Source organism: Methylobacterium sp. 190mf, from assembly GCF_900107945.1.
GTDB lineage: Bacteria > Pseudomonadota > Alphaproteobacteria > Rhizobiales > Beijerinckiaceae > Methylobacterium.
The window spans coordinates 1-20,101 of the sequence record NZ_FNVI01000036.1 but is presented as its reverse complement, the minus strand read 5'-3'; the positions used below and the strand labels follow the sequence as shown (position 1 = coordinate 20,101).

The window sequence follows — 20,101 nt, the reverse complement described above, 5'->3', positions numbered from 1 at the left end:
GGCCCACCATCCTCTCACCCAAGGTGAAGATCCATGACTCTGCAATCCAAGCTTGACGCCTTCAAAGCCGAATTTCAGGCCGGCAAGCCGCCCTACAATGTCCCGCCCTCAGTGATCGAGACGATGCACCGGGCCACCGCGGAGCTGATCGCCTCCGGCGCTGCTACCCGCGCCCTGAAGGCCGGAGAACGGGCGCCGGCGTTCACGCTCACCGACCCGGAGGGGCAGCCCGTCTCCTCCGCGACCCTGCTGGCGCGCGGGCCGCTCGTGATCAGCTTCTATCGCGGCGTGTGGTGCCCCTACTGCAACATGGAACTCCAGGCGCTCCAGGAGGCGCTGCCGCAGTTCGAGAGGCTTGGGGCGAGCCTCGTCGCCATCTCACCGCAGACAGCGGCCAATAGCCGGAAGTCGGTCCGCCAGAACGCGCTCGGATTCCCGATCCTGTCGGACCCGCACAACGCGGTCGCGGCCGCGTTCGGCCTGCGCTTCATGCTGCCAGATTACTTGGTTGATCTTTATAAGAACCTGAAGAACGACCTGCCGGCGTTCAACGGCGACGCGAGCTGGACCCTGCCGATGCCCGGGCGCTTCGTCGTCGGGCAGGACGGCGTGATCCTCTACGCCGAGGTGAACCCGGACTACACCCGCCGCCCCGAGCCCGACGACATGCTGCCGGCGCTCCGCCGCGCCGCTTCCGTTTCCGCCTGATCAGACACGACGCCCGGGTCGCGTCGGCGTCCGCGCGGCCTCTAGGAGATTCAAGATGTCCCGAACCTTTCTCGTGACCGGTGCCAGCAAGGGCATCGGGCTGGCGCTGGCCCACCACCTCGCCGGCGCGGGCCACCACGTCGTCGGCCTCGCGCGCGGCGGTCTCGACGGCTTCCCCGGCACGCTAGTGACAGTCGACCTCGCCGACGATGCGGCGACCGATGCGGTCCTCGCCGAGCTGACCGGACGCTTCGCCTTCGACGGCGTGGTCAACAATGTGGGCTTGGTGCGCCCACAGCGGCTCGGAACTGTCGAGATCCCCGCGCTGGACGAGGTCTTGCGCGTCAACCTCCACCCGGCGGTCCAGACCGTGCAGGCGATCCTGCCGGGCATGCGGCAGCGCGGTTGGGGCCGGGTCGTCAACATCGCCAGCCTGACCGTCCTCGGCAGCGTCGAGCGCACGGCCTACGCGGCCGCGAAGGCGGCACTGGTCAGCTTCACCCGCTCCTGGGCGCTCGAACTCGCCACGACCGGGATCACCGTCAACGCGGTGGCGCCTGGGCCGACCGAGACGGAGCTGTTTCGCGCCAACAACCCACCGGGCAGCCCGGGCGAACAGCGCTACCTCGCCGGGGTGCCGGTGGGCCGCTTCGGACGGCCGGAGGAGATCGCGGCAGCCATCGCGTTCCTGATGTCGGACGGGGCGGCGTTCATGACGGGGCAGACGCTCTACGTCGACGGCGGTGCCTCGATCGGCCGGGCGGCGCTGTAGCGTCGAGACGCCGCTCAACGTATTGCCGCGGCATCGAGTTCGTTGTCGCCGCCGAGCAGCTGCAGGCACCATTCGGTGAAGGCACGGACCTTGGCGGCGCGATGCTGCCGCGATGGATAGATCGCGTACAGGGGGAAGGTCTCATCCGGCCAGTCCGGGAAGATCTCGACGAGCCTGCCGCTCGCGACGATGTTCCGGCTGCCGAGTTGCATGACCTGAGCGATCCCCGCACCTTCGCAACAGGCGCCGATCATCGTCTCGACATCCGACACCATCAGGCGTGCCGGCTGCCGCACCGGCACGACCTCGTTGCCGCGGCGGAACTCCCATTCGAAGGGACGCCCTGTCAGCGGATCTTGATAGTCGATGCACGTATGATCGATCAGGTCGCGCGGGTGCGCGGGGCGGCCGTGCGCCGCCAAGTATGTTGGCGCGGCGACGGTGAGGATTCGGGTCTCCAGGAGTTTGCGTGCGGTGAAGCCCGCCACCGGCGGATCCCCGAACCGGAGCGCCATATCGAACCCGTCGGCGACGAGGTCACCGATCTGGTCTCGCATGATGAGTTCGAGCCGCAGTTCGCGGTGGATCGCGAGAAAGCGCGTCAGCTCCCGCGACAGGACCAAGCGCGAGAAGAACGGATCGACGTTCACCCGCAGACGGCCGCGCACCGTCTGAGCGCTGCCAGCGGCCTCCAGGGCCGCGTCCTCGATCCCGTCGAGATGCGGGCCGACCCGCTCCCAGAAGCGTCGCCCCTCGTCGGTGAGCCGCAAGGTCCGGGTCGTGCGATCGAGCAGCCGAACGCCGACACGGGCCTCCAGGCGCTGAATGGCGCGTCCCACCCCCGATTGAGTGAGACCTAGGGCCTCGGCGGCCCGAGTCATAGTTCCGGCCTCGACCACCGCCATCAGGATCGTCACCCCGGCCAGCAGCCGACTGTCATACGGCATCGTTCCATGATTCCCGGTCCGGAATGATCTGACAGAACGACGCTAATTCCTGAGCCGCTTCTGCGCCAGATAGAGCTGAGCCAATGCAAAGGAGGCTGGCATGACAGGGCAATCTACGGCGCTCGTCGTCGGTGCATCGCGCGGGCTCGGTCTTGCCCTCGTGGAGGAGTGGCTCGGGCGCGGTTGGCGCGTGATCGCCACGGCGCGAGGCCGCTCCGATCCGCTCGAGAAACTCGCGACCCGCTTCCCCAGCAGCCTCGAGGTCGAGGTGGTCGACATCAACGATGCGGGCACGGTTCGCGCGCTTCGCGAGCGCCTGGGCGGTCGACGCGTCGATGTCCTGTTCATCAATGCGGGCATCGCGCGCGATATCGAGGCGAGTCCGGTCGGCGCGCGCGAGACGGACTTTCTCGACATGATGCTGACCAACGCCTTCTCGCCCGTGCGTGCAGTCGAAATTCTGCGGGATCTGGTGCCGACCGGCGGAACCATCGCGATCATGAGTTCGGAGCTCGGCAGCATCGCGAACGCCACAGGTTCCTGGCAGCTCTACGCGTCCAGCAAGGCTGCGCTCAACATGCTTATGAAGGGCTATGCGGCGAAACACGCCGATGACAGGCACGCGCTGCTCCTCGTCGCTCCGGGCTGGGTACGGACCGAGATGGGCGGCAGCGACGCCATTCTGTCCGTGGAGCAAAGCATCCCGCTCGTGGTCGACATGGTCGATGCGAACCGAGGCAAGGCCGGGCTGCGCTATGTCGATCGATTCAACAACCCGCTCCCCTGGTGACCGCGCGCCCTCCGACGCGAATCGATTGAGCACCACAGCAGGCAGGGGCACTTGAGGAGCTCGGGAATGGTGATCAAAGCAGCCTCGGCGGAAGCACAGCACCGTCCATCATCCCACGGATCGGTGCCGCCCGAGCCGACCTTCGCCGTACTTGATCCCCTCACAGCGGTGCCTTTGCGGCTACATGTCAACGGCGTGACCCGTGAGGTGAGCGTCGAGCCCTGGACGACGCTGCTCGACGCACTGCGCGAGCGGATGAAGCTTACGGGCACCAAAAAGGGCTGCGATCACGGCGCCTGCGGCGCCTGCACGGTCATGATCGACGGTCGACGTGTTCTGTCGTGCCTGACGCTGGCGCTATCGGCGCGCGACGGCGCCATCACCACCATCGAGGGACTTGCCGGAAGCGACGGCACGCTTCACCCGATGCAACGCGCTTTCGTCGAGCACGACGCGCTTCAGTGCGGTTATTGTACGCCCGGACAGATCGTGTCCGCCGTTGCCATGCTGGCGGAGGTTGACCAGGGCTGCCCGAGCGCGGCTACCGATCCGTCGCGGCCCTTCACCGGCCGTGAAGACCTCGATGAGCACGAAATCCGCGAGCGGATGAGCGGCAACCTGTGCCGTTGCGCCGCATATCAGAACATCGTCGCCGCCGTGCGCGAGGTGGCCGAGACCACCGCCCCCGGAGATGCCTGAGGGAGGATCCGCCATGCAGCCCTTCAGCTATATCGAGCCACGAACACGCGATGAGGCGCTGGATCTCGCACGCGAATATCCAGGTGCACGTTTTCTCGCCGGCGGCACGACACTAATCGACCTGATGAAGTCTGGTGTGATGCATCCCACGGTATTGATCGACGTCAATCGCCTGCCCGGCATGGACGCGATTCAAAAGACGGACGGAGCACTCCACATCGGCGCGCTCGCCCGGATGAGCGATGTCTCCGGTCATCCGGCCGTGCGCGCACATGCTCCAGGCCTCTCGGAGTCACTGCTATTCGCGGCCTCCGCCCAGCTACGCAACATGGCGTCGATCGGCGGCAACCTGCTCCAGCGGACGCGGTGCGTCTACTTCCGCGATCGTCACTTTCCCTGCAACAAGCGCGACCCCGGGAGCGGATGCGGCGCGATGGCTGGCGAAAACCGTAATCTGGCAGTCCTCGGCATATCGGAGCAGTGCATCGCCAACTATCCCGGAGACTTCGCAGTCATGCTGGTGGCCCTAGACGGCGCGGTTCATCTGCACGGCCCGGACGGCGCGCGCAGCGTGGCCGCAGCCGATTTGCATCGCCTCCCGGGCCAGACGCCGGAGATTGAGACGGTGATTGCCGCCGACGAAATCGTCACTGGTGTGACCGTACCGATCAGTGCTTTGAGCCGCCAGTCGCACTACCTGAAAGTGCGCGATCGCAGCTCGTATGAGTACGCTTCGGTTTCAGTTGCCGCCGCCGTGGAGTTCGAGGCGGACGGCACGATCCGCAAAGCGCGGCTCGCGCTGGGTGGCCTCGCGTCGAAACCGTGGCGCTTCGAGAGAGCGACCGAGCTCCTGGCCGGACATCGTCCCGACGACGCGTCAGCGCTCGCTCGCCTCGCCGACGGGGCCCTGGACGGCGCACGTCCGCAATCCGGCAATGCCTACAAGATTCCCCAGGCCCGGGCTGCCATTGGCCGCGCGCTGCAGACTCTCGCTCGTCGCCATGCGGAGACACGCGCATGAAGGCCGCCATCCAGCCCTTCACCGGCCGCCCGATGTCCCGCACCGAAGCGCGTCTCAAGGTCTCCGGCGCGATCGCATACACCGGCGACATCGCCGTGCCCGGCTTGCTGCACGCCGTGCTAGTGCCCAGCCCGATCGCCCGCGGCGCGATCCGCTCGGTGGACGCGACCGCCGCCGAGGCGGTGCCCGGCGTCGTGCGCGTCTTCACCCCCGAGACGATGCCGAAGCTACCGAGCGAGCCCGAACAGCCCGATTGGGACATCATGTACGGTTCGGCCTTCGTGCCGATGGCCGACATGACAATCCACTTCGCCGGCCAGCCGATCGGGCTGGTTTTGGCGGAGACGCTTGAGGCCGCGCAGCACGCGGCGGCGGTCATTCATTATGTGTTTGCGGAAGAGGAACCGGTTGTCGGCCTGGACGGCGGCACCGATCTTTCCGGCGAAGCCTATCACGAGCCCGAGCGAGTGTGGCTCGGCTTCCTCGCCGGGTACCTTCCCGGCGCGGTTAAGCGCGGCGCGGGAGCGGCTGCGCTCAATGACGCCGACGTGGCGATCCAAGGCAGCTGGCAGCTCTCCAACAACCATCACAACCCGATGGAGCCGGTCGCCTCCACCGCAGTCTGGGACGACGCGGATCGCCTGACGCTCTACGAGACCAGCCAGCACGTTTACAATCACCGCAACGGGATGGCCAAGCTGCTCGGCCTGCCGCGCGAGAACGTCCGCGTGGTGACGCACTATGTCGGCGGCGGCTTCGGCTGCAAGGGGCCGGTCTGGCCCCATAGCTGGTTGGTGGCGCTGGCGGCGCGCGAGGTCGGCCGACCCGTGCGGCTCGTGCTCAGCCGTGCCCAGATGTACACCTCGGTCGGCTTCCGCGAGGAGCAGCGCATCGACCTTCGGCTGGGCGCGACGCGCGACGGCAAACTGGTCGCGGCCGATGTGACCAAACTCTCTGCCACGCCTGCGTGGGAGGATTGGGTCGAGCCGAGCTGGTATCCGTTCACCTTCATGTACGACCTGCCGGCGCTGGAGACGCGCTGCCGGCTCCGGCGCGCCAACGTGATGGCGCCGACCTTCATGCGGGCGCCCGGCGAAGCCCCCGGCATGCTGGTGCAGGAATGCGCGCTCAATGAACTCGCGGCAGAACTCGGCATCGACCCCATCGAGTTACGCTTGCGCAACCACGCGGATGTCTATCCGGTCGATGGAAGTCCCTGGTCGAGCAAGCGGCTGAAGGATTGCTATCGTGTCGGTGCGGAGCGGTTCGGCTGGTCCTCGCGCAATCCCGAACCGCGCTCGACACGCGCGGACGGGATGCTGGTCGGCATGGGCATGGCGAGCGCCTCGCATACGGTCTACCGGCAGCGCGCGCAGGCGCGCGTGACCATCAGGGCGGACGCGACAGCGCATGTCGCCTCCGGCGCGACCGATATCGGCACCGGCAGCGCGACCTTCCTTCGCCAGATCGTCGCCGACGAACTCGCTCTGCCGATCGACGCGGTACAGGCGCTGATCGGCGATAGCTCACTGCCCGAGGCGCCGATGCAGGCGGGCGCCTCCCTGACAGGCTCGCTGGCACCCGCTGCGATGAAGGCCGCGCGCGACCTGAAGGCCAAGCTGCTGGAGATGGCCACCGGGCAGGACGAGTGCCCGCTGCATGGCCGCACCGTCGATGATCTGGAGTTGCACGACGGTCGCATCTTCGCCGCCGGCGGCGGCACGGGCGAGACGGTCACAACGGTTCTGCGCCGCGCAGGGCTCACCGAGCTGTCGTGCGACGGCTATTTCGACCCCGGCGGCGTAGGTCAGGTTCGCTCCGGCGATCCGGAACGCGATGCGCGTGAGGGGCCGCGCGGGATGCACAGTTTCGGCGCCATCTTCGCCAAGGTCGCGGTGGATCCCGATCTTGGGTTGATCCGGGTGCGGCAGCTCACCGGGGTCTATGCTTGCGGACGCATTCTCAACCCCAAGCTCGCCGAGAGCCAGCTGATCGGCGGCATCACCTGGGGGATGAGCCAAGCCTTGTTCGAGGCGACGCACATGGACCCGCGCTTCGGCCGGTTCACCAACACGAATATTGCCGAGTACATGATCCCGGTGAACCTCGATGTCCCAACGATCGACGTCACGTTTCTCGATGATCCCGATCCGTTCATCAATCCGGCCGGAGTGAAGGGCGTTGGTGAGATCGGTATCACCGGTGTCGCCGCGGCCATCTCGGACGCGGTCTGGCACGCCACTGGGAGGCGTCTCCGGCAAACGCCGATCCTAGCCGAAGCACTGCTGAAGGTCTGACGATGGCCCGCATCCTCATCACTGGATCTTCGGACGGTCTCGGGCTCATGGCGGGCCAGCGCCTGGCCCGGGACGGCCATGCCGTCGTGCTGCATGCACGGAACAACGATCGCGGCGAGGCTGCGCGACGGTCGCTTCCGGACGCGATCCGTGTCGTCATCGGAGATGTCGCCACGATCGCCGGGATGCGATCCGTGGCCGAGCAGGCCAACGCGATCGGGCGCTTCGACGCCGTCATCCACAATGTCGGCATCGGCTATCGGGAAGCCCGCCGAATCGAGACCGAGGATGGACTGTGCCATCTCTTCGCGATCAATGTTCTGGCCCCCTACCTGCTCACGGCCTTGGTGGAGAAGCCCGACCGCCTCGTCTACCTGAGCTCGGGCATGCATCCGAGCGGCATCCCGGACATGGACGACTTGCAATGGACCAGGCGTCGCTGGAGCGGTCCGCAGGCTTACGCGGAGACGAAGTTCCTGGACGTCCTGCTGGCTTTCGGCGTGGCACGACGGTGGCCCGCGGTACGGTCGAACGCCCTCGAACCGGGCTGGGTACCGACCCGTATGGGCGGTCCCGGTGCACCGGACGATATGGCCGCCGCGCCCGTGACCCAGGCGTGGCTGGCAGTCGGGGATGACCCGGCGACCCATGTCACGGGCCGGTACTTCTATCACCAGCGCGAGAAATCGCCGGAGCCCGGCACCCGTAGCGTTGACTTGCAGGAGGCGCTGTTCGACCGCTGCGCTTCGCTTTCCGGCGTGCCGCTGCCCTAGTGCTCGAAATCCGGGCTCATCCGCACCTCTGGCGCTAACGGACGTTCGAGGGCTGATAGGTGCAGCCACATCGGCTTTTGGCCGTAGATCATGCCACGTAAGGGACCCGCTGCCGCAGAAAGTCGAAGGCGATCCGACCGTGCATCTGCCCATTGATCAGCTTGAGGCGGTTGGATTGACCTTCGACCGGGCTGTCGCGCAAGGGGTGCGTGATCGCCGCCTGTATGGCCAGACGGCCAACGCCTGCTTCTACGGTCGGGCGAGACAGGGGTTGGCGGGCATCAGCTACAACTGGTGAGACGACGTAGCGGCAGGATATCTGCCACATGTTCAGTCTTGTGGACGCCGATTACCTGGTAGCGCGTCGGTCGGACTGTCGCTTCGGCGATCGCCACTTGCGGTCGATCCTCAGGCCGCGCCGGCGCGGACGTGATCGCGTCATCGCGACGGGATCGAGGGCGCGAGCTTCCTCGGTCCACCCAGCATCGGACAGATTCTTCAGCATGGCAGACCAGAAAGGTCGATGGCGCCACCGGCTGAAGCGCCGGTAAGTGGAACCGCGCGGACCATATACTGCTGGGCAATCCGTCCACTTGGTTCCCGTCAACGAGACATAGACGATGCCTGAAAGTGTGCGACGACCGTCAAGATGCTCAGCGATCCCGGTAGGCAGATGAGGGACCATCACCGCCCACTGTGCATCGCTGAGCCAGAATAAGCCTTCGCGATCGATAATACGGACTCGGTCATCCGCAGATTCTCTGACGGATCGTAACGGCTCCAACGAAAGCGCAAGCGTGGTTGGCGTTGATGGAGGGGCGCCTTGCATCGAGAAGTCCGCTACCAGAGACGCGATAACGCTGATCCATGCCGTTCACGGCGATGCTGTGCCTGCCGGGTTGAACGAGCGGTGGCATGAGACATCCCTTCCTATTTTGGACGACGAGGCCCGACGGCGGCAGAACCCCAAATCTAGATCTCGGATCGTGACCGCGGCGACGACGCAACTTCGTCACTGACCTGGCAGCAGGCTTCGACCCACTCTTCTAAGCGATCGAGATGCGAGCCGGAGAGATGTCCAAAAACAGCACTTTCTGGAGTGCGCACTGCGAGCGAATCGTCACAGGGGAGCTTCGCGACGGCTATCCCGCCCGCGATTTATAGGCGGATTTGCTTCCTTGGAACACCATTGCAGCATCGCAGGACCAAATTTGAACGATACAGCACGCCGCGTGGCTTCCACAATCGGAACTTCCTGGCGAGACTGTACGGCGCTGATTGTGACAATGCTCTGAGGACTGAAGTCCGATTCGAACGCAATTTACCGCCTGCACGCTCAACCCTCTCAGGGATCTTGCCATAACAACCCTTCTAAAAGCGCGTCGCTCAAGATGCTAAGCTTGATTGCGGGCAGTTCGCCCGGAGTATCAAATCCCAGCGGACGCCGCTCGCATCCAGCAACCCGCGGCGGGGTGTAATGGCTGACTATCTCTACTGCGTCGTCAATCGACACTCCGATGGGACAGTTGGCCCCACGCTCTACACACAAATCGTCGAAGCCTTTACCGTCGAGATCGCCATCGCTACGGCTCGGACTATTGATCTTGATATGGCAGCGCTTGGCGCCAACGCGGTCTTTTTGAAAGCGCGGGAAAGTGGGCGCATCGTCTGGACCCTGCGCACAGAGAGTGTCGATCCCGCCAGATGCATCGATCTTCGACATAAGCATCAGGGCTGATCCGCTTCGTTATGGTCAGTCGCGGCCTACATGAACTCCGGCGAAGGCGCGCGCAGGGTCGGCAGATGCATATCTACAAATCCTGGAGAAATTCTCCCAAACTTGAAGCGCCTCTTACGGCTTCATCGGATCTACATCGTAAATGCAAGCCCCCACGTCCTCAAATATTAAGGTGAGAACATTGAGTGCGCTTTATGCGCTTTGCTCCTGACCGATATGATGTGTAGGAATATGAGCGCACCGCACCAGTTTCGCTGACTTTCGTCATGTAAATGCAGCACGTTATAGCAGGCATCTCATTGTGGAATATCTTGGACAATGCTGTCTTAATGCCATCTACCTTGAGCTTCTTCATGAAGAACTCGGCTTTGGTGCGATCGTAAGATTGTCACGCTGACCCACCTCGACGCCTATCGGCGGTCGACCGCGTAACGCGACGGATGGTTCGGGCGAAGAACCATCACCCGGAGAGACACGGCATGGTCAGTACAGTTGAGTTCGTTGGCGGCGAAACCGGCATCTGGCGGGTGACGCGTACCCAGACGCCAGCCGGCGATGGGCTGCCGTATTCAGCCCGACTCTCCATCAATCATCTCGGTTGCCCCTCCGAAACACCTTTATGCACAGCCGCCAGCGTGGCTTGGCGACTGCGCGGCACGGTAAGCAACTTGCGCTACACAACCCGCGGCGAAGCTGACTGTTTAGGCGCCGTGCAGCCATCTCTGGACCGACCTACGGCAACGCGGGCCGCTCTTATCCCGATAAAGAAATCGCCGAGCTGGTGGGGGTTAGCTCAGGACGAGCGCAGGGCGATCTTCGAGGAAACCTCCCATCACACGCGCATCGGCCTCGGCTACCTGCCGGCGGTGGCGCGCCGCCTGCATCATTGCCGCGACCTCGGCGAGCCATTCGACTTTCTCACTTGGTTCGAGTTTGCGCCCGAGCACGAGTCCGCCTTCGAGGCGCTCGTCGCGGCCCTGCGCGCGACCCACGAGTGGACTTTCGTCGAGCGCGAAGTCGATATCCGGCTGACGCGTGTCGCGGCGAATTGATCCGGTGGCGGCGGCCGGCACTGAACCGGGCGACGACGTCCTGCTACCGCGGCTGCGGCTCGGTGAGGAAGCTGCTTTCCGAGTTCTAGTGCGTCGCTATCATGTGCGCCTCGTGGCGATCGCCCGTAGCGCGCACCTGCCGCCGGACGCGGCCGAGGAAGCGGTGCAGGAGGCCTGGATCGCGGTGATGCGCAACATCGCGGGATTCGAGGCGCGCTCGTCCCTAGGCACGTGGCTGACCGGGATCGTCCTGAACATCGCGCGCAAGGCCTCGGTCTCGGCTAGGCGCACCGCGACCTTCGCCGAACTCATGCCTCGCCTTGACGAGCACGCGGGGTCCGGTTTCGACGCCGACGCCTTCCTGGCCGACGGCCATTGGCGCGAGGCGCCATGGCACTGGAGCGAGATCGACCTGGAGCGGGGGCTCGCGGGGCGGCAGGTCTGGCACGCGGTCGAAGCGGCCATCGCCGCCCTGCCGCCGGACGAGTCCGCGGTTATCCGGCTGCGCGATGTCGAGGGTTTCGGCCCACGTGAGACGCAGGAACTGCTCGACCTCAGCCAGGCGCGTCAGCGCGCGCTGCTCGATCGGGCGAGGCTGAAGATCCGAAGGGTATTCGAGGCGTTGAGCCGCGACGCAGCGCGAACGTGACGAGCCGTACGGGCGAGGATGATTGAATGCGGTGTCGAGAGGTGGCGGAGCAGGCAAGCGCGTTCGTGGACGCGGAGGTATCCGGATACGTTCGATGGCGCATCCGGCTTCATCTCGCGACCTGCAAGAACTGCCTGCGTTTCGTGCGGCAGATCGCGCTGACGCGCGACGCTCTCGGCCGGCTCCCGCATCCGCCCCTCGACGCCACTCGCGAGGACGAACTCGTAGCGGCCTTGCGGGAGGCCTCGCGGTGAGCGCCAGTCAGCAGCCGGTGCAGATCGAGGTCGCGATCAGGTGGTGTAGGTCGCGGCTCTTCCGGTCGAGCGCCGCGGTGGTCCCCACGCGTCCGTCGAGGGCCGAGCCCGTCGGCTTGGTGGTCCCGTTCGACGCTACGTGGCGGAACGGTGCCTGTGGCATCGTCGATGCTGCGCCGACCGCGGCCGGCAAGTGGTCGACCGGCGCGGCGTGGGCCGGAAGACCGGCGATGGCGATGAGAGCAATGGCGGCGAAAGCAGATCGGGTCATGGTCTTGGTCCCTTCGTGGTTCGGAGCGGGAAGCGTTCAGGCGAAGACGACGATCATCAGGCTGAAGAAGGCCGCGATCACGCCGACGACCGGAGGAAGGGCGCGGGCTGGATCGAACATCGGGGTTCTCCTCGGCGCGATGATCGCGCCATGATCCTGAGTGCCGGCAGCGCGCCAGATCTGTGTGTGGCGGCGCACGCCGGATGGCGCGCGGGCGGAGCGGGACACGGAATGACTGACGCGATGCCCCTGCCGGGTGAGGATTCCGAGTGGCTGGAGGCCGACGGGCTCGGCGGCTTCGCCTCGGGCACCGTTTCGGGCGTCCGGACGCGCCGCTACCACGCGCTCCTGCTCACGGCGGCGCACCCGCCGGCCGGTCGGACGGTTCTCGTCAACGGCATCGAGGCATGGGTCGAGACCGCGGCCGGACATACCGGTCTTAGCACCCAGCGCTACCATCCGGACGTGATCCATCCGCGGGGCTTCGAGCGGGTGGCGGCCTTCACCCGCGAGCCCTGGCCGACCTGGACGTTTCGGCTCGCAGACGGCACCGAGATCACCCAAGAGCTGTTGGTCGACCCCGATTCCTGCGACACGCTGCTACGTTGGCGGCGAATCTCAGGCGCCGGGCCCTGTGCGCTCGCCGTCGTCCCGCTGCTCTCGGGACGGGACTATCACGCCCTGCAATCTGCCAACCCGGCCTTCGACTTCACGCCGCAGGTTCGCGGCGCGGAAATCGGATCCTGCGTCACGTGGCGCCCCTACCCGGATCGGCCCGCGATCTCCGCCCTGACCACCGGCACCTATCGGCATGCGCCGGACTGGTACCACCAATTCATCTATGTCGCGGAGCAGGCGCGCGGGCTCGACTGCGTCGAGGATCTCGCGGCGCCCGGCAGCTTCAGCTTCGACCTTGCGCACCCCGAGCCCGGGCTCATGTTGCTGCGCGCGGGCGAGAGCGCGCCGGTCCGCGTCCGGGCCTTGGCGGACCGGATGGTCGCCACGGCGCGCGTTGCGCGGGCAGGTCCAACGCTCCGTCGGAGCGCCGGAAGCTACCGGGTCGATCGAGGCCGGGGCAGCACCCTGATGGCGGGCTTCCCCTGGTTTACGGATTGGGGCCGCGACACCTTCATCGCCCTGCGCGGCCTGCTGCTGGCGATTGGCGATCTCGAAACCGCCGAGGCTATCCTGACGGGTTGGGCCGGTGCGGTGAGCGAGGGCATGATGCCCAACCGCTTCCCCGATTCCGGTGAGCAGCCGGAATACAATTCCGTCGACGCCTCGCTCTGGTACGTGATCGCCGTGCACGACTTCCTGGCAGCCTCGGGCGCGGCCGGGCGCAGCCCCCAATCCGAACCGGCGCTCCGAGCAGCCTGCCTTGCGATCCTCGACGGCTACGCCGCCGGCACCCGCTTCGGCATCCGGGCCGATGCGGATGGCCTGATTGCGGCCGGTCAGCCCGGCTTACAGCTTACGTGGATGGACGCCAAGGTCGGCGATTGGGTCGTCACGCCTCGCATCGGCAAGCCGGTCGAGATCCAGGCCCTCTGGATCAACGCTCTCCACATCGCGGCGACGCGCTGGGAGCCACGCTTTTCCAGGATCGAGGCGATGGCGCGGGCGAGCTTCGCCGGGCGGTTCCCGAACCCGGCCGGCGGCCTGTTCGACGTGGTCGATGTCGACCACGTTCCAGGCGCGCACGATGCGTCGCTGCGTCCGAACCAGATCTTCGTCGTCGGCGGCCTGCCGTTTCCGCTGCTGACCGGCGAGTCCGCCAAGTCCATCGTCGATGCGGTCGAGGACGAGCTCCTGACGCCGCTTGGCCTGCGTACCCTGTCGCCGAACGATCCCGCCTACGTCGGTCGTTATGGGGGTGACGCACGGAGGCGAGACGGAGCCTACCACCAGGGTACGGTCTGGCCCTGGCTGCTCGGCCCCTTCGTCGACGCGTGGCTCTCCGTACGGGGCCGCAGCGAGGCAGCCCTGAAGGAGGGGCAGGCCCGTTTCCTGCCGCCGCTGGAGCAACACCTTGGCGTGGCGGGTCTCGGTCATGTCAGCGAGGTCGCTGACGGCGATGCACCCCACGGGCCCGGCGGTTGCCCGTTCCAGGCATGGTCGCTCGGCGAGTATATCCGCATTCGCCGGATGCTTGGCCTCGAAGCGTTCTGAAGGAGACCACGATGCCCGAGGACCGGAAGACTTCCCCCCTGTTCGAGACCGAGGAGGGCCGCCGCCTGCGGAACTGCGCCGCGGAGGGCTGGCACCGTTGGGGTCCGTATCTCGCCGAGCGGCAATGGGGCACGGTCCGCGAGGATTATAGCCGGGACGGCACCGCCTGGGACTACCTGCCCCACGATCACGCACGCTCGCGGGCCTACCGCTGGGGCGAGGATGGCATCGCCGGTTTCAGCGATGACAAGCAGCTCTGGTGCCTCGCGCTGGCCCTTTGGAACGGGCATGATCCCATCCTCAAGGAGCGGATGTTCGGTCTGACCAACGCGGAGGGCAACCACGGCGAGGACGTTAAGGAACTGTACTGGTTCCTCGACGGCACGCCGACGCATTCGTACATGCGGATGCTCTACAGGTATCCGCACGCGGCGTTCCCCTACGCCGACCTCGTGGCTGAGAACCGGCGGCGCAAGGGCCGCGACGTACCCGAGTACGAACTCGCCGATACCGGGGTGCTGGCAGAGAACCGCTGCTTCGACGTCGCGATCGAGTACGCCAAGGCCGGGCCGGAAGACGTGCTGATGCGGGTCTCGGTCATCAATCGTGGACCGGAAGCGGCCGAGATCCACGTCCTGCCCCACCTATGGTCGCGCAACACGTGGTCGTGGCACAAGGATCCCAAGCGGCCGCTCCTTCGCCGCGTCGACGGTTCACGCGTCGAGGCGACACGGGCAGCCGGCCCCCCACGGATGTTCACGGCTCTGCAGCCGGCCGAGTTCCTGTTCTGCGAGAACGAGACCAACTCAGCTCGCCTCTTCGGTGCGGGCGGATCGTACCACCCAAAGGATGCGATCAACGACGACGTGGTGGCGGGAACCCGCACGCGCGTGAACCCGCTCAACGAGGGCACCAAGTGCGCGGCGCTGACTCGGCACGTGCTGGCCCCCGGCGAGACGATCGTCCTCCGTTACCGGCTATGCCCGGCTGACGCGCCGAGCCTCGATGAGGCGGGTTCGGAGGCGGTGTTCGCGCGCCGGATTGCGGAGACCGACGCCTTCTACGCCGTTCTTCAGGACGGCATGACCGACCCCGACGCGCGCCTCGTCCAACGCCAAGCGCTCGCTGGCATGCTCTGGTCGAAGCAGTTCTACAACTTCGACGTGCGCCGCTGGCTGATGGGCGATCCGACACAGCCGGAGCCCCCCCCGGAGCGGCGTCGCGGTCGCGACAGCGATTGGGCGCACCTCAACAACGCCGACATCGTCTCGATGCCCGACACCTGGGAATACCCCTGGTACGCGGCTTGGGACCTCGCCTTCCACTGCGTGACCTTCGCGCTGATCGACCCCGACTTCGCCAAGGGCCAACTCGTGCTGCTGACGCGCGAGTGGTACATGCATCCCAACGGTCAGCTGCCGGCTTACGAATGGGCCTTCGGCGACGTCAACCCGCCGGTGCATGCCTGGGCGGCCTTGCGCGTCTATCAGATGGATGCGGCTCTCACAGGGCGGCCCGACCGGATCTTCCTGGAGCGGGTGTTTCACAAGCTCATGCTGAACTTCACCTGGTGGGTGAACAGGAAGGACGCAGACGGCCGCAACGTCTTCCAAGGCGGCTTCCTTGGGCTGGACAACATCGGGATCTTCGACCGCTCGGCGCCACTGCCGACCGGCGGCACCATCGACCAGGCCGACGGAACTGCCTGGATGGCGATGTACACCCTCAACTTGATGCGGATCGCCCTTGAACTGGCCGCGGAGGACCCGGTCTATGAGGACATTGCGACCAAATTCTTCGAGCACTTTCTCCACATCGCCGCGGCGATGACCGACATCGGCGGTAGCGGGGTCGGGCTCTGGGACGAGAGGGATGAGTTTTTCTACGACGTCCTGAACCTGCCCGATGGCCGAACGGTGCCGCTGCGCGTGCGCTCGCTGGTCGGGCTGATCCCACTTTGCGCCGTGGAGGTGCTTGATATCGCGTTGCGCGATCGCTTCCCCGGCTTCGCGCGCCGGGCGGAGTGGATGCTGCGCAACCGGCCGGATCTCGCCGCCCTGGTCTCGCACTGGAGCCAGGGCGCGGGCGAGGGACCGCCGCCCGGCCCGGATGGTGACCGGATGCTGCTGTCGCTGCTGCGCCGACACCGCATGAAGGCGCTCCTGGCGCGCATGCTCGACGAGACCGAGTTGCTATCCGACTACGGTGTCCGCTCCTTATCCAAGGCGCATGCCGCACATCCCTTCGTGCTGGATTGGGATGGGGCACACTACGCCGTGGACTACGAACCGGCCGAGTCAACGACCGCCACGTTTGGGGGCAATTCCAATTGGCGCGGCCCGATCTGGATGCCAATCAACATCCTTCTCATCGAGGCGCTCGACCGTTTCGGAACGTTCTACGGTGATGAGACCCGCTTCGAGTGTCCGGTCGGATCCGGTCGCTACCTTAGCCTGCCGGAGATCGCCGACGAGTTGAGCCGCCGACTTTGCCGGTTGTTCCTGCGCGGCCCTGACGGCCGCCGGCCAGTGCTTGCATCTTACGGCGCGCTCGCCGACGATCCCCACGTGCGCGACTGCATTCCCTTTCACGAATATTTCGACGGCGAAACGGGCGCAGGCCTCGGAGCGATGCATCAGACCGGGTGGACGGGCCTGGTGGCGCTGCTTCTCAGGCCCGGTCGCCTTGCCACCCTGCCAACGACCCGCGCCATCCAATCCTGAGCGTTGGTGGCGCCCCGGCGGCGACTTAGCCGGCGGGGGAGGAACGCTTCGAGGATCTCGTCCATCACCAGTCGGTTCAGCGCGTCGATGGATGAGAACCGCCGATAGCCGCCGTGGCGCGTGAGCGCGTCGCTAAAAGCGCGCACGTGCCGGGATCGGTCCTTAAGCCCGTCCTGGCCGACCTACGATGGACGAAGCTCAGCCTGGACGCCCTGTGAACCGGATGACGGTCTCCGCGAACGCGTAGGGCTCCTCGATATGGACGAAGTGGCCGCTCTCCTCGAAGATCTTGAGCTGCGCCTGCGGAAGCAGATCCGCCAGCAACGCCGCATGGCGTGGGCCGAGGATGAAGTCGTCGGTTCCGGTCACGACGAGGGTTGGAGCCCGCAATGTTGCGAGGCGATCGCGGACGTCGAAGACTTGGCCATCGCCGACGAGCATGGTCGCCTGGAGCTGGCGCCGCATGGTCTCCAGAAGGTCGAGCCGCCGCCGGAAATCCGAGACATAGGCTGGAAGAAGGTCGCGCAACGCCGCAGTATATGCCGCGTCGGTGCGAATAGTGGGGATCGAGGCCCAAGCCTTCTCGACCGCTATGGCTTCCGCCGTCCCCTCGTGTCGGACCACGAAGGCGGCGATCTCGGCGCCCGCGGCTGCCATGAAGTCACCACCCGTGTAGGCCGCGCCCGCGTACAGGATCAGGCCCGCGACGCCGACCGGTCGCTTGAGCGCCGCATCCAGCATCACGAAGGCACCGTGCGAGTGGCCGAGAAGGTAAGGATTGGCGATACCGACAGCGTCGATGAAAGCGAGCACCTGATCGGAGAAGCGGTCTACGCTGTACCCCATAGGATGGGTCGCGAGGCGTCCAGACAACCCCGTCCCAATCGGGTCCAAGTATACCATGGTCAGGTTCTGTTCGAGCAGGGGCATTCGCAAGTAGCTGGCCTCGATGCCGGGCCCGCCGGCATGCACGATGCAATAAGGCCCACTACCAGAGACGCGATAATGCTGATCCACACCGTTCACGGCGATGCTGTGCGTGCCGGGTTCAACGAGCGGAGGCATGAGACATCCCTTCTGATTTTGGAGGACGAGGCGCGACGACGGCAGAACCTCGTAATTGAAAGTCGATCGTGCCCGCAGGGAGTGCGCAACTTCGCCCATGACACAGAGGTCGCGGTCCTGCGCCGTTCGCTCGCGATTGCGAGATCCAGACAAGAAGATTGCCGGAAGCAGACGTGGCACTGCTTCCGAACCAATCAATGATCCTCATACAGGAGAGACAGACTCCGGAGAAAGCTTATAGGCGACTGAGCACGAGTACCGTCCCAACGAGGCCGAGCATCCATACCCCGATCACAGCCAGTATGATCGATCGATGGAGCAGACCAGTTTGTTGGAAGCTTTCGGGCCCGCCGCACGACAAGCTTCGATCTCAGCAGGCCGCTGCAAGCGGTCGATATTCGGACCTCCGCTCCGCCTGAGCACCGCGACGCTCCCCGGAGTGGATTATTGCGTGCGAGGATCTCAAGCAGCGCCTCCGCTGCTCGCTTATAGCCAGTTTTGCTTCCTCAAACCACCGAAGCCACAGCACAGCACCAGATTTGAACGATAACGCACGCCGCGCGGCTTCCATAAGTGAGTCATCCTGGCGAAAACGCCCCTGTCGATCATGACAGTGCCCTTGATGCTTGTGTCGAACCCGGAACCATCTCATCAACATGCACGCTCAAGGCTCTTCGGGGTTCCGCCATGCAATGGCGCCTCCAAGGTCGGACGGCGGCTCCAGCTCTCTAGCCAAGTTCGCGGCTCGAACCCGGTACGCGCTCGGATCGCACCCGTAAGTGGCCTTGAAAGTGTGCGAGAAGTAGCTGCGGCTGGCGTAGCCGATGCTCTCCGATATGACCTTTACGGACATGGGCGAGGACGTCAGCAACTTGGCTGCCAACCGAAGTCGCGCGCGCTGCAGATACTCGATCGGTCCCTCGCCGAATGTGGCAGAGAAGCGCTCGGCGAAACCGGAGCGACTCATCCCGCAGAGCGCTGCCAGGCTCTCGACCGTGTGCGGCGCCCCTGGCGCATCAAGGACTGCCGCGATTGCCGGGACCAATCTCGGATCGCGCAGCGCTTCGAAGATCGGCGACTGAGCTCCTCTCTCCTGCAGATGGATCCGAAGCAGGATCGCCAAGCACTGCTTCATCAGCGCACTCGTGACCTCCTGCGTCCCGAGACTTGGTCGGACTAACTCTTCGACCATGAATGCGAAAGCGTGGCGCAGTTGGCCGTTGCCCGACAGATCTTCGATCAAGGGCTCGTGCAGGCGGTCGAACAGGCCGAGGGCGCCGGCGTATCGCGCCGAAATGGATCCGCACGCCAATAAGATGTCGCGGCTGCCATCACCGGCGGTCAGCGCGATGAGTCCATCCGGAAAGACCCGGCGCGCGTCTTCAGCTGTAACTGTTCGGGTGGCTCCGGCGAAACCGATTGCGTGCCGCCTAGCGCGAGGCGGGATCACCATGTGATTTGGCCCGAAACACAGAGGCTCTTGACCTTCGACGGCGATCGTTCCGGAGCCTGCCAAAACGTAGTGGACGAGGATCGCGTCCGTCATGCCGTTCTTTGCCAATTGCCACCCGGCCTGGATCTCGCAGTACGCAAATGCCTGAACCTGCACGGACAACGTGGAGAACAAACTTGAGAGAATATCGCCCGACATGGATCCTCCGCATGCGTTTGTCATCGCTCGAGTGTTACCGACGTCGAGCACGTTCTGCCATCAAATTGTCGTGAATAACTTTCAACAGACTTTAGTTGACATGTAATTATATCAACAATACTATCATTTAGCCCCCGTGGATTTGATCGGTAAACGTAAAGGGCATCCGAGATCATGACAAAGAACGTGATCGCATCCGGACATCGCTTGCACCCTTTGTCGGTGCGGGTGATGCACTGGACGAACGCGCTGGCGATGGTGGTTCTGATCGGCTCCGGCTGGGGCATCTACGACGATTCCGTCATCATCCACGGCGTGTACTTCCCCAAGGCGATCCGGCTCGGCTCCTGGGCCGCCGAGAGCCTGCTCTGGCATTTCGCCGCCATGTGGCTGCTGGTTGCCAACGGCGGCGCCTATCTCGTCTACGGCCTCGCGACCGGACGCCTGCGCGAGCGCCTCCTGCCGATCCGTCCACGCGACATCGTGCAGACGGTCCGCGACACGCTGCGGCTCAAGCTCGCC

General features: G+C 65.3%; 20 protein-coding genes. 15 read left to right on the top strand and 5 right to left on the bottom strand.

The genetic code is table 11. The annotated features are described in order from the left end of the window. Positions 1 to 33: 33 nt before the first annotated feature. Positions 34 to 708, top strand: a complete 675-nt coding sequence (locus C4T42_RS28215) for a peroxiredoxin-like family protein (protein ID WP_020096154.1) — start codon at positions 34 to 36, stop codon at positions 706 to 708. A gap of 55 nt (positions 709 to 763) precedes the next feature. Further along, positions 764 to 1,480 carry an SDR family oxidoreductase gene (locus tag C4T42_RS28210; RefSeq protein WP_020096153.1) on the top strand — a complete coding sequence of 239 codons (717 nt, stop codon included), beginning with the start codon at positions 764 to 766 and terminating at the stop codon, positions 1,478 to 1,480. Between the two features lie 14 nt (positions 1,481 to 1,494). Here C4T42_RS28210 and C4T42_RS28205 read toward each other — a convergent pair whose 3' ends face one another. Further along, positions 1,495 to 2,427 (bottom strand): LysR family transcriptional regulator, encoded by a 933-nt coding sequence (locus C4T42_RS28205; RefSeq protein ID WP_026605408.1) that lies wholly within the window; start codon positions 2,425 to 2,427, stop codon positions 1,495 to 1,497. A gap of 100 nt (positions 2,428 to 2,527) precedes the next feature. Here C4T42_RS28205 and C4T42_RS28200 point away from each other — a divergent pair, with 100 nt between their 5' ends. The 10 genes from C4T42_RS28200 to C4T42_RS28160 all read left to right on the top strand — a co-directional run bounded on the left by C4T42_RS28200 (position 2,528) and on the right by C4T42_RS28160 (position 11,700). Further along, positions 2,528 to 3,217 (top strand): SDR family NAD(P)-dependent oxidoreductase, encoded by a 690-nt coding sequence (locus C4T42_RS28200; protein ID WP_103986295.1) that lies wholly within the window; start codon positions 2,528 to 2,530, stop codon positions 3,215 to 3,217. A 66-nt stretch (positions 3,218 to 3,283) separates the two neighbouring features. Beyond that, entirely contained in the window at positions 3,284 to 3,916 is a 633-nt protein-coding gene (locus C4T42_RS28195) for a 2Fe-2S iron-sulfur cluster-binding protein (RefSeq protein WP_103986294.1), read from the top strand. Between the two features lie 13 nt (positions 3,917 to 3,929). Next, positions 3,930 to 4,937 carry a xanthine dehydrogenase family protein subunit M gene (locus C4T42_RS28190; protein ID WP_103986293.1) on the top strand — a complete coding sequence of 336 codons (1,008 nt, stop codon included), beginning with the start codon at positions 3,930 to 3,932 and terminating at the stop codon, positions 4,935 to 4,937. Continuing rightward, the gene (locus tag C4T42_RS28185; protein ID WP_103986292.1) at positions 4,934 to 7,234 is read left to right on the top strand and encodes a xanthine dehydrogenase family protein molybdopterin-binding subunit; all 2,301 of its coding nucleotides are present in this window, start codon (positions 4,934 to 4,936) and stop codon (positions 7,232 to 7,234) included. Before C4T42_RS28190 ends, C4T42_RS28185 begins: the two co-directional genes overlap by 4 nt. 2 nt (positions 7,235 to 7,236) lie before the next feature. Further along, complete coding sequence (locus tag C4T42_RS28180) at positions 7,237 to 8,007, top strand: SDR family NAD(P)-dependent oxidoreductase (RefSeq protein WP_103986291.1); 771 nt, start codon at positions 7,237 to 7,239, stop codon at positions 8,005 to 8,007. 139 nt (positions 8,008 to 8,146) lie between these two features. Next, positions 8,147 to 8,305 carry a hypothetical protein gene (locus C4T42_RS32145; protein ID WP_181049232.1) on the top strand — a complete coding sequence of 53 codons (159 nt, stop codon included), beginning with the start codon at positions 8,147 to 8,149 and terminating at the stop codon, positions 8,303 to 8,305. Between the two features lie 1,179 nt (positions 8,306 to 9,484). After that, complete coding sequence (locus C4T42_RS31665) at positions 9,485 to 9,745, top strand: hypothetical protein (protein ID WP_146074057.1); 261 nt, start codon at positions 9,485 to 9,487, stop codon at positions 9,743 to 9,745. Positions 9,746 to 10,224: 479 nt separating this feature from the next. Beyond that, the gene (locus C4T42_RS28170) at positions 10,225 to 10,797 is read left to right on the top strand and encodes a chlorite dismutase family protein (protein WP_026605405.1); all 573 of its coding nucleotides are present in this window, start codon (positions 10,225 to 10,227) and stop codon (positions 10,795 to 10,797) included. A 4-nt stretch (positions 10,798 to 10,801) separates the two neighbouring features. Continuing rightward, complete coding sequence (locus C4T42_RS28165; protein ID WP_103986289.1) at positions 10,802 to 11,446, top strand: sigma-70 family RNA polymerase sigma factor; 645 nt, start codon at positions 10,802 to 10,804, stop codon at positions 11,444 to 11,446. Between the two features lie 41 nt (positions 11,447 to 11,487). Further along, positions 11,488 to 11,700, top strand: a complete 213-nt coding sequence (locus C4T42_RS28160) for a zf-HC2 domain-containing protein (RefSeq protein WP_020096143.1) — start codon at positions 11,488 to 11,490, stop codon at positions 11,698 to 11,700. Positions 11,701 to 11,707: 7 nt separating this feature from the next. Here the strand turns inward: C4T42_RS28160 and C4T42_RS28155 are convergent, their stop codons facing one another. Then, the gene (locus C4T42_RS28155; protein WP_020096142.1) at positions 11,708 to 11,971 is read right to left on the bottom strand and encodes a hypothetical protein; all 264 of its coding nucleotides are present in this window, start codon (positions 11,969 to 11,971) and stop codon (positions 11,708 to 11,710) included. 36 nt (positions 11,972 to 12,007) lie between these two features. After that, the gene (locus C4T42_RS31660) at positions 12,008 to 12,199 is read right to left on the bottom strand and encodes a hypothetical protein (protein WP_146074056.1); all 192 of its coding nucleotides are present in this window, start codon (positions 12,197 to 12,199) and stop codon (positions 12,008 to 12,010) included. 3 nt (positions 12,200 to 12,202) lie between these two features. Here C4T42_RS31660 and C4T42_RS28150 point away from each other — a divergent pair, with 3 nt between their 5' ends. Together C4T42_RS28150 and C4T42_RS28145 are read left to right on the top strand one after the other, a co-directional pair. Further along, positions 12,203 to 14,140, top strand: a complete 1,938-nt coding sequence (locus C4T42_RS28150; RefSeq protein ID WP_103986288.1) for an amylo-alpha-1,6-glucosidase — start codon at positions 12,203 to 12,205, stop codon at positions 14,138 to 14,140. An 11-nt stretch (positions 14,141 to 14,151) separates the two neighbouring features. Then, positions 14,152 to 16,863, top strand: a complete 2,712-nt coding sequence (locus tag C4T42_RS28145) for a hypothetical protein (protein WP_020096140.1) — start codon at positions 14,152 to 14,154, stop codon at positions 16,861 to 16,863. 198 nt (positions 16,864 to 17,061) lie between these two features. Here the strand turns inward: C4T42_RS28145 and C4T42_RS28140 are convergent, their stop codons facing one another. Continuing rightward, positions 17,062 to 17,928 carry an alpha/beta hydrolase gene (locus C4T42_RS28140; RefSeq protein ID WP_020096139.1) on the bottom strand — a complete coding sequence of 289 codons (867 nt, stop codon included), beginning with the start codon at positions 17,926 to 17,928 and terminating at the stop codon, positions 17,062 to 17,064. Between the two features lie 664 nt (positions 17,929 to 18,592). Further along, on the bottom strand, positions 18,593 to 19,579 hold the full coding sequence (locus C4T42_RS28135; protein WP_020096138.1) for an AraC family transcriptional regulator: 987 nt from the start codon (positions 19,577 to 19,579) through the stop codon (positions 18,593 to 18,595). A 174-nt stretch (positions 19,580 to 19,753) separates the two neighbouring features. Here C4T42_RS28135 and C4T42_RS28130 point away from each other — a divergent pair. Further along, positions 19,754 to 20,101: cytochrome b/b6 domain-containing protein (locus C4T42_RS28130; RefSeq protein ID WP_181049231.1), on the top strand; the 348-nt coding region annotated here is incomplete at its 3' end.

What these genes read in the sequence shown, in the direction of transcription:
- C4T42_RS28215 (WP_020096154.1), top strand. Translation starts at nt 34, where the DNA reads ATGACTCTGCAATCCAAGCTTGACGCCTTCAAAGCCGAATTTCAGGCC.
- C4T42_RS28200 (WP_103986295.1), top strand. Translation starts at nt 2,528, where the DNA reads ATGACAGGGCAATCTACGGCGCTCGTCGTCGGTGCATCGCGCGGGCTC.
- C4T42_RS28180 (WP_103986291.1), top strand. Translation starts at nt 7,237, where the DNA reads ATGGCCCGCATCCTCATCACTGGATCTTCGGACGGTCTCGGGCTCATG.
- C4T42_RS28205 (WP_026605408.1), bottom strand. Translation starts at nt 2,427, where the DNA reads ATGCCGTATGACAGTCGGCTGCTGGCCGGGGTGACGATCCTGATGGCG.
- C4T42_RS28170 (WP_026605405.1), top strand. Translation starts at nt 10,225, where the DNA reads ATGGTCAGTACAGTTGAGTTCGTTGGCGGCGAAACCGGCATCTGGCGG.
- C4T42_RS28145 (WP_020096140.1), top strand. Translation starts at nt 14,152, where the DNA reads ATGCCCGAGGACCGGAAGACTTCCCCCCTGTTCGAGACCGAGGAGGGC.
- C4T42_RS28195 (WP_103986294.1), top strand. Translation starts at nt 3,284, where the DNA reads ATGGTGATCAAAGCAGCCTCGGCGGAAGCACAGCACCGTCCATCATCC.
- C4T42_RS28155 (WP_020096142.1), bottom strand. Translation starts at nt 11,971, where the DNA reads ATGACCCGATCTGCTTTCGCCGCCATTGCTCTCATCGCCATCGCCGGT.
- C4T42_RS28210 (WP_020096153.1), top strand. Translation starts at nt 764, where the DNA reads ATGTCCCGAACCTTTCTCGTGACCGGTGCCAGCAAGGGCATCGGGCTG.
- C4T42_RS28140 (WP_020096139.1), bottom strand. Translation starts at nt 17,928, where the DNA reads ATGCCTCCGCTCGTTGAACCCGGCACGCACAGCATCGCCGTGAACGGT.
- C4T42_RS31665 (WP_146074057.1), top strand. Translation starts at nt 9,485, where the DNA reads ATGGCTGACTATCTCTACTGCGTCGTCAATCGACACTCCGATGGGACA.
- C4T42_RS28135 (WP_020096138.1), bottom strand. Translation starts at nt 19,579, where the DNA reads ATGTCGGGCGATATTCTCTCAAGTTTGTTCTCCACGTTGTCCGTGCAG.
- C4T42_RS28150 (WP_103986288.1), top strand. Translation starts at nt 12,203, where the DNA reads ATGACTGACGCGATGCCCCTGCCGGGTGAGGATTCCGAGTGGCTGGAG.
- C4T42_RS28185 (WP_103986292.1), top strand. Translation starts at nt 4,934, where the DNA reads ATGAAGGCCGCCATCCAGCCCTTCACCGGCCGCCCGATGTCCCGCACC.
- C4T42_RS28190 (WP_103986293.1), top strand. Translation starts at nt 3,930, where the DNA reads ATGCAGCCCTTCAGCTATATCGAGCCACGAACACGCGATGAGGCGCTG.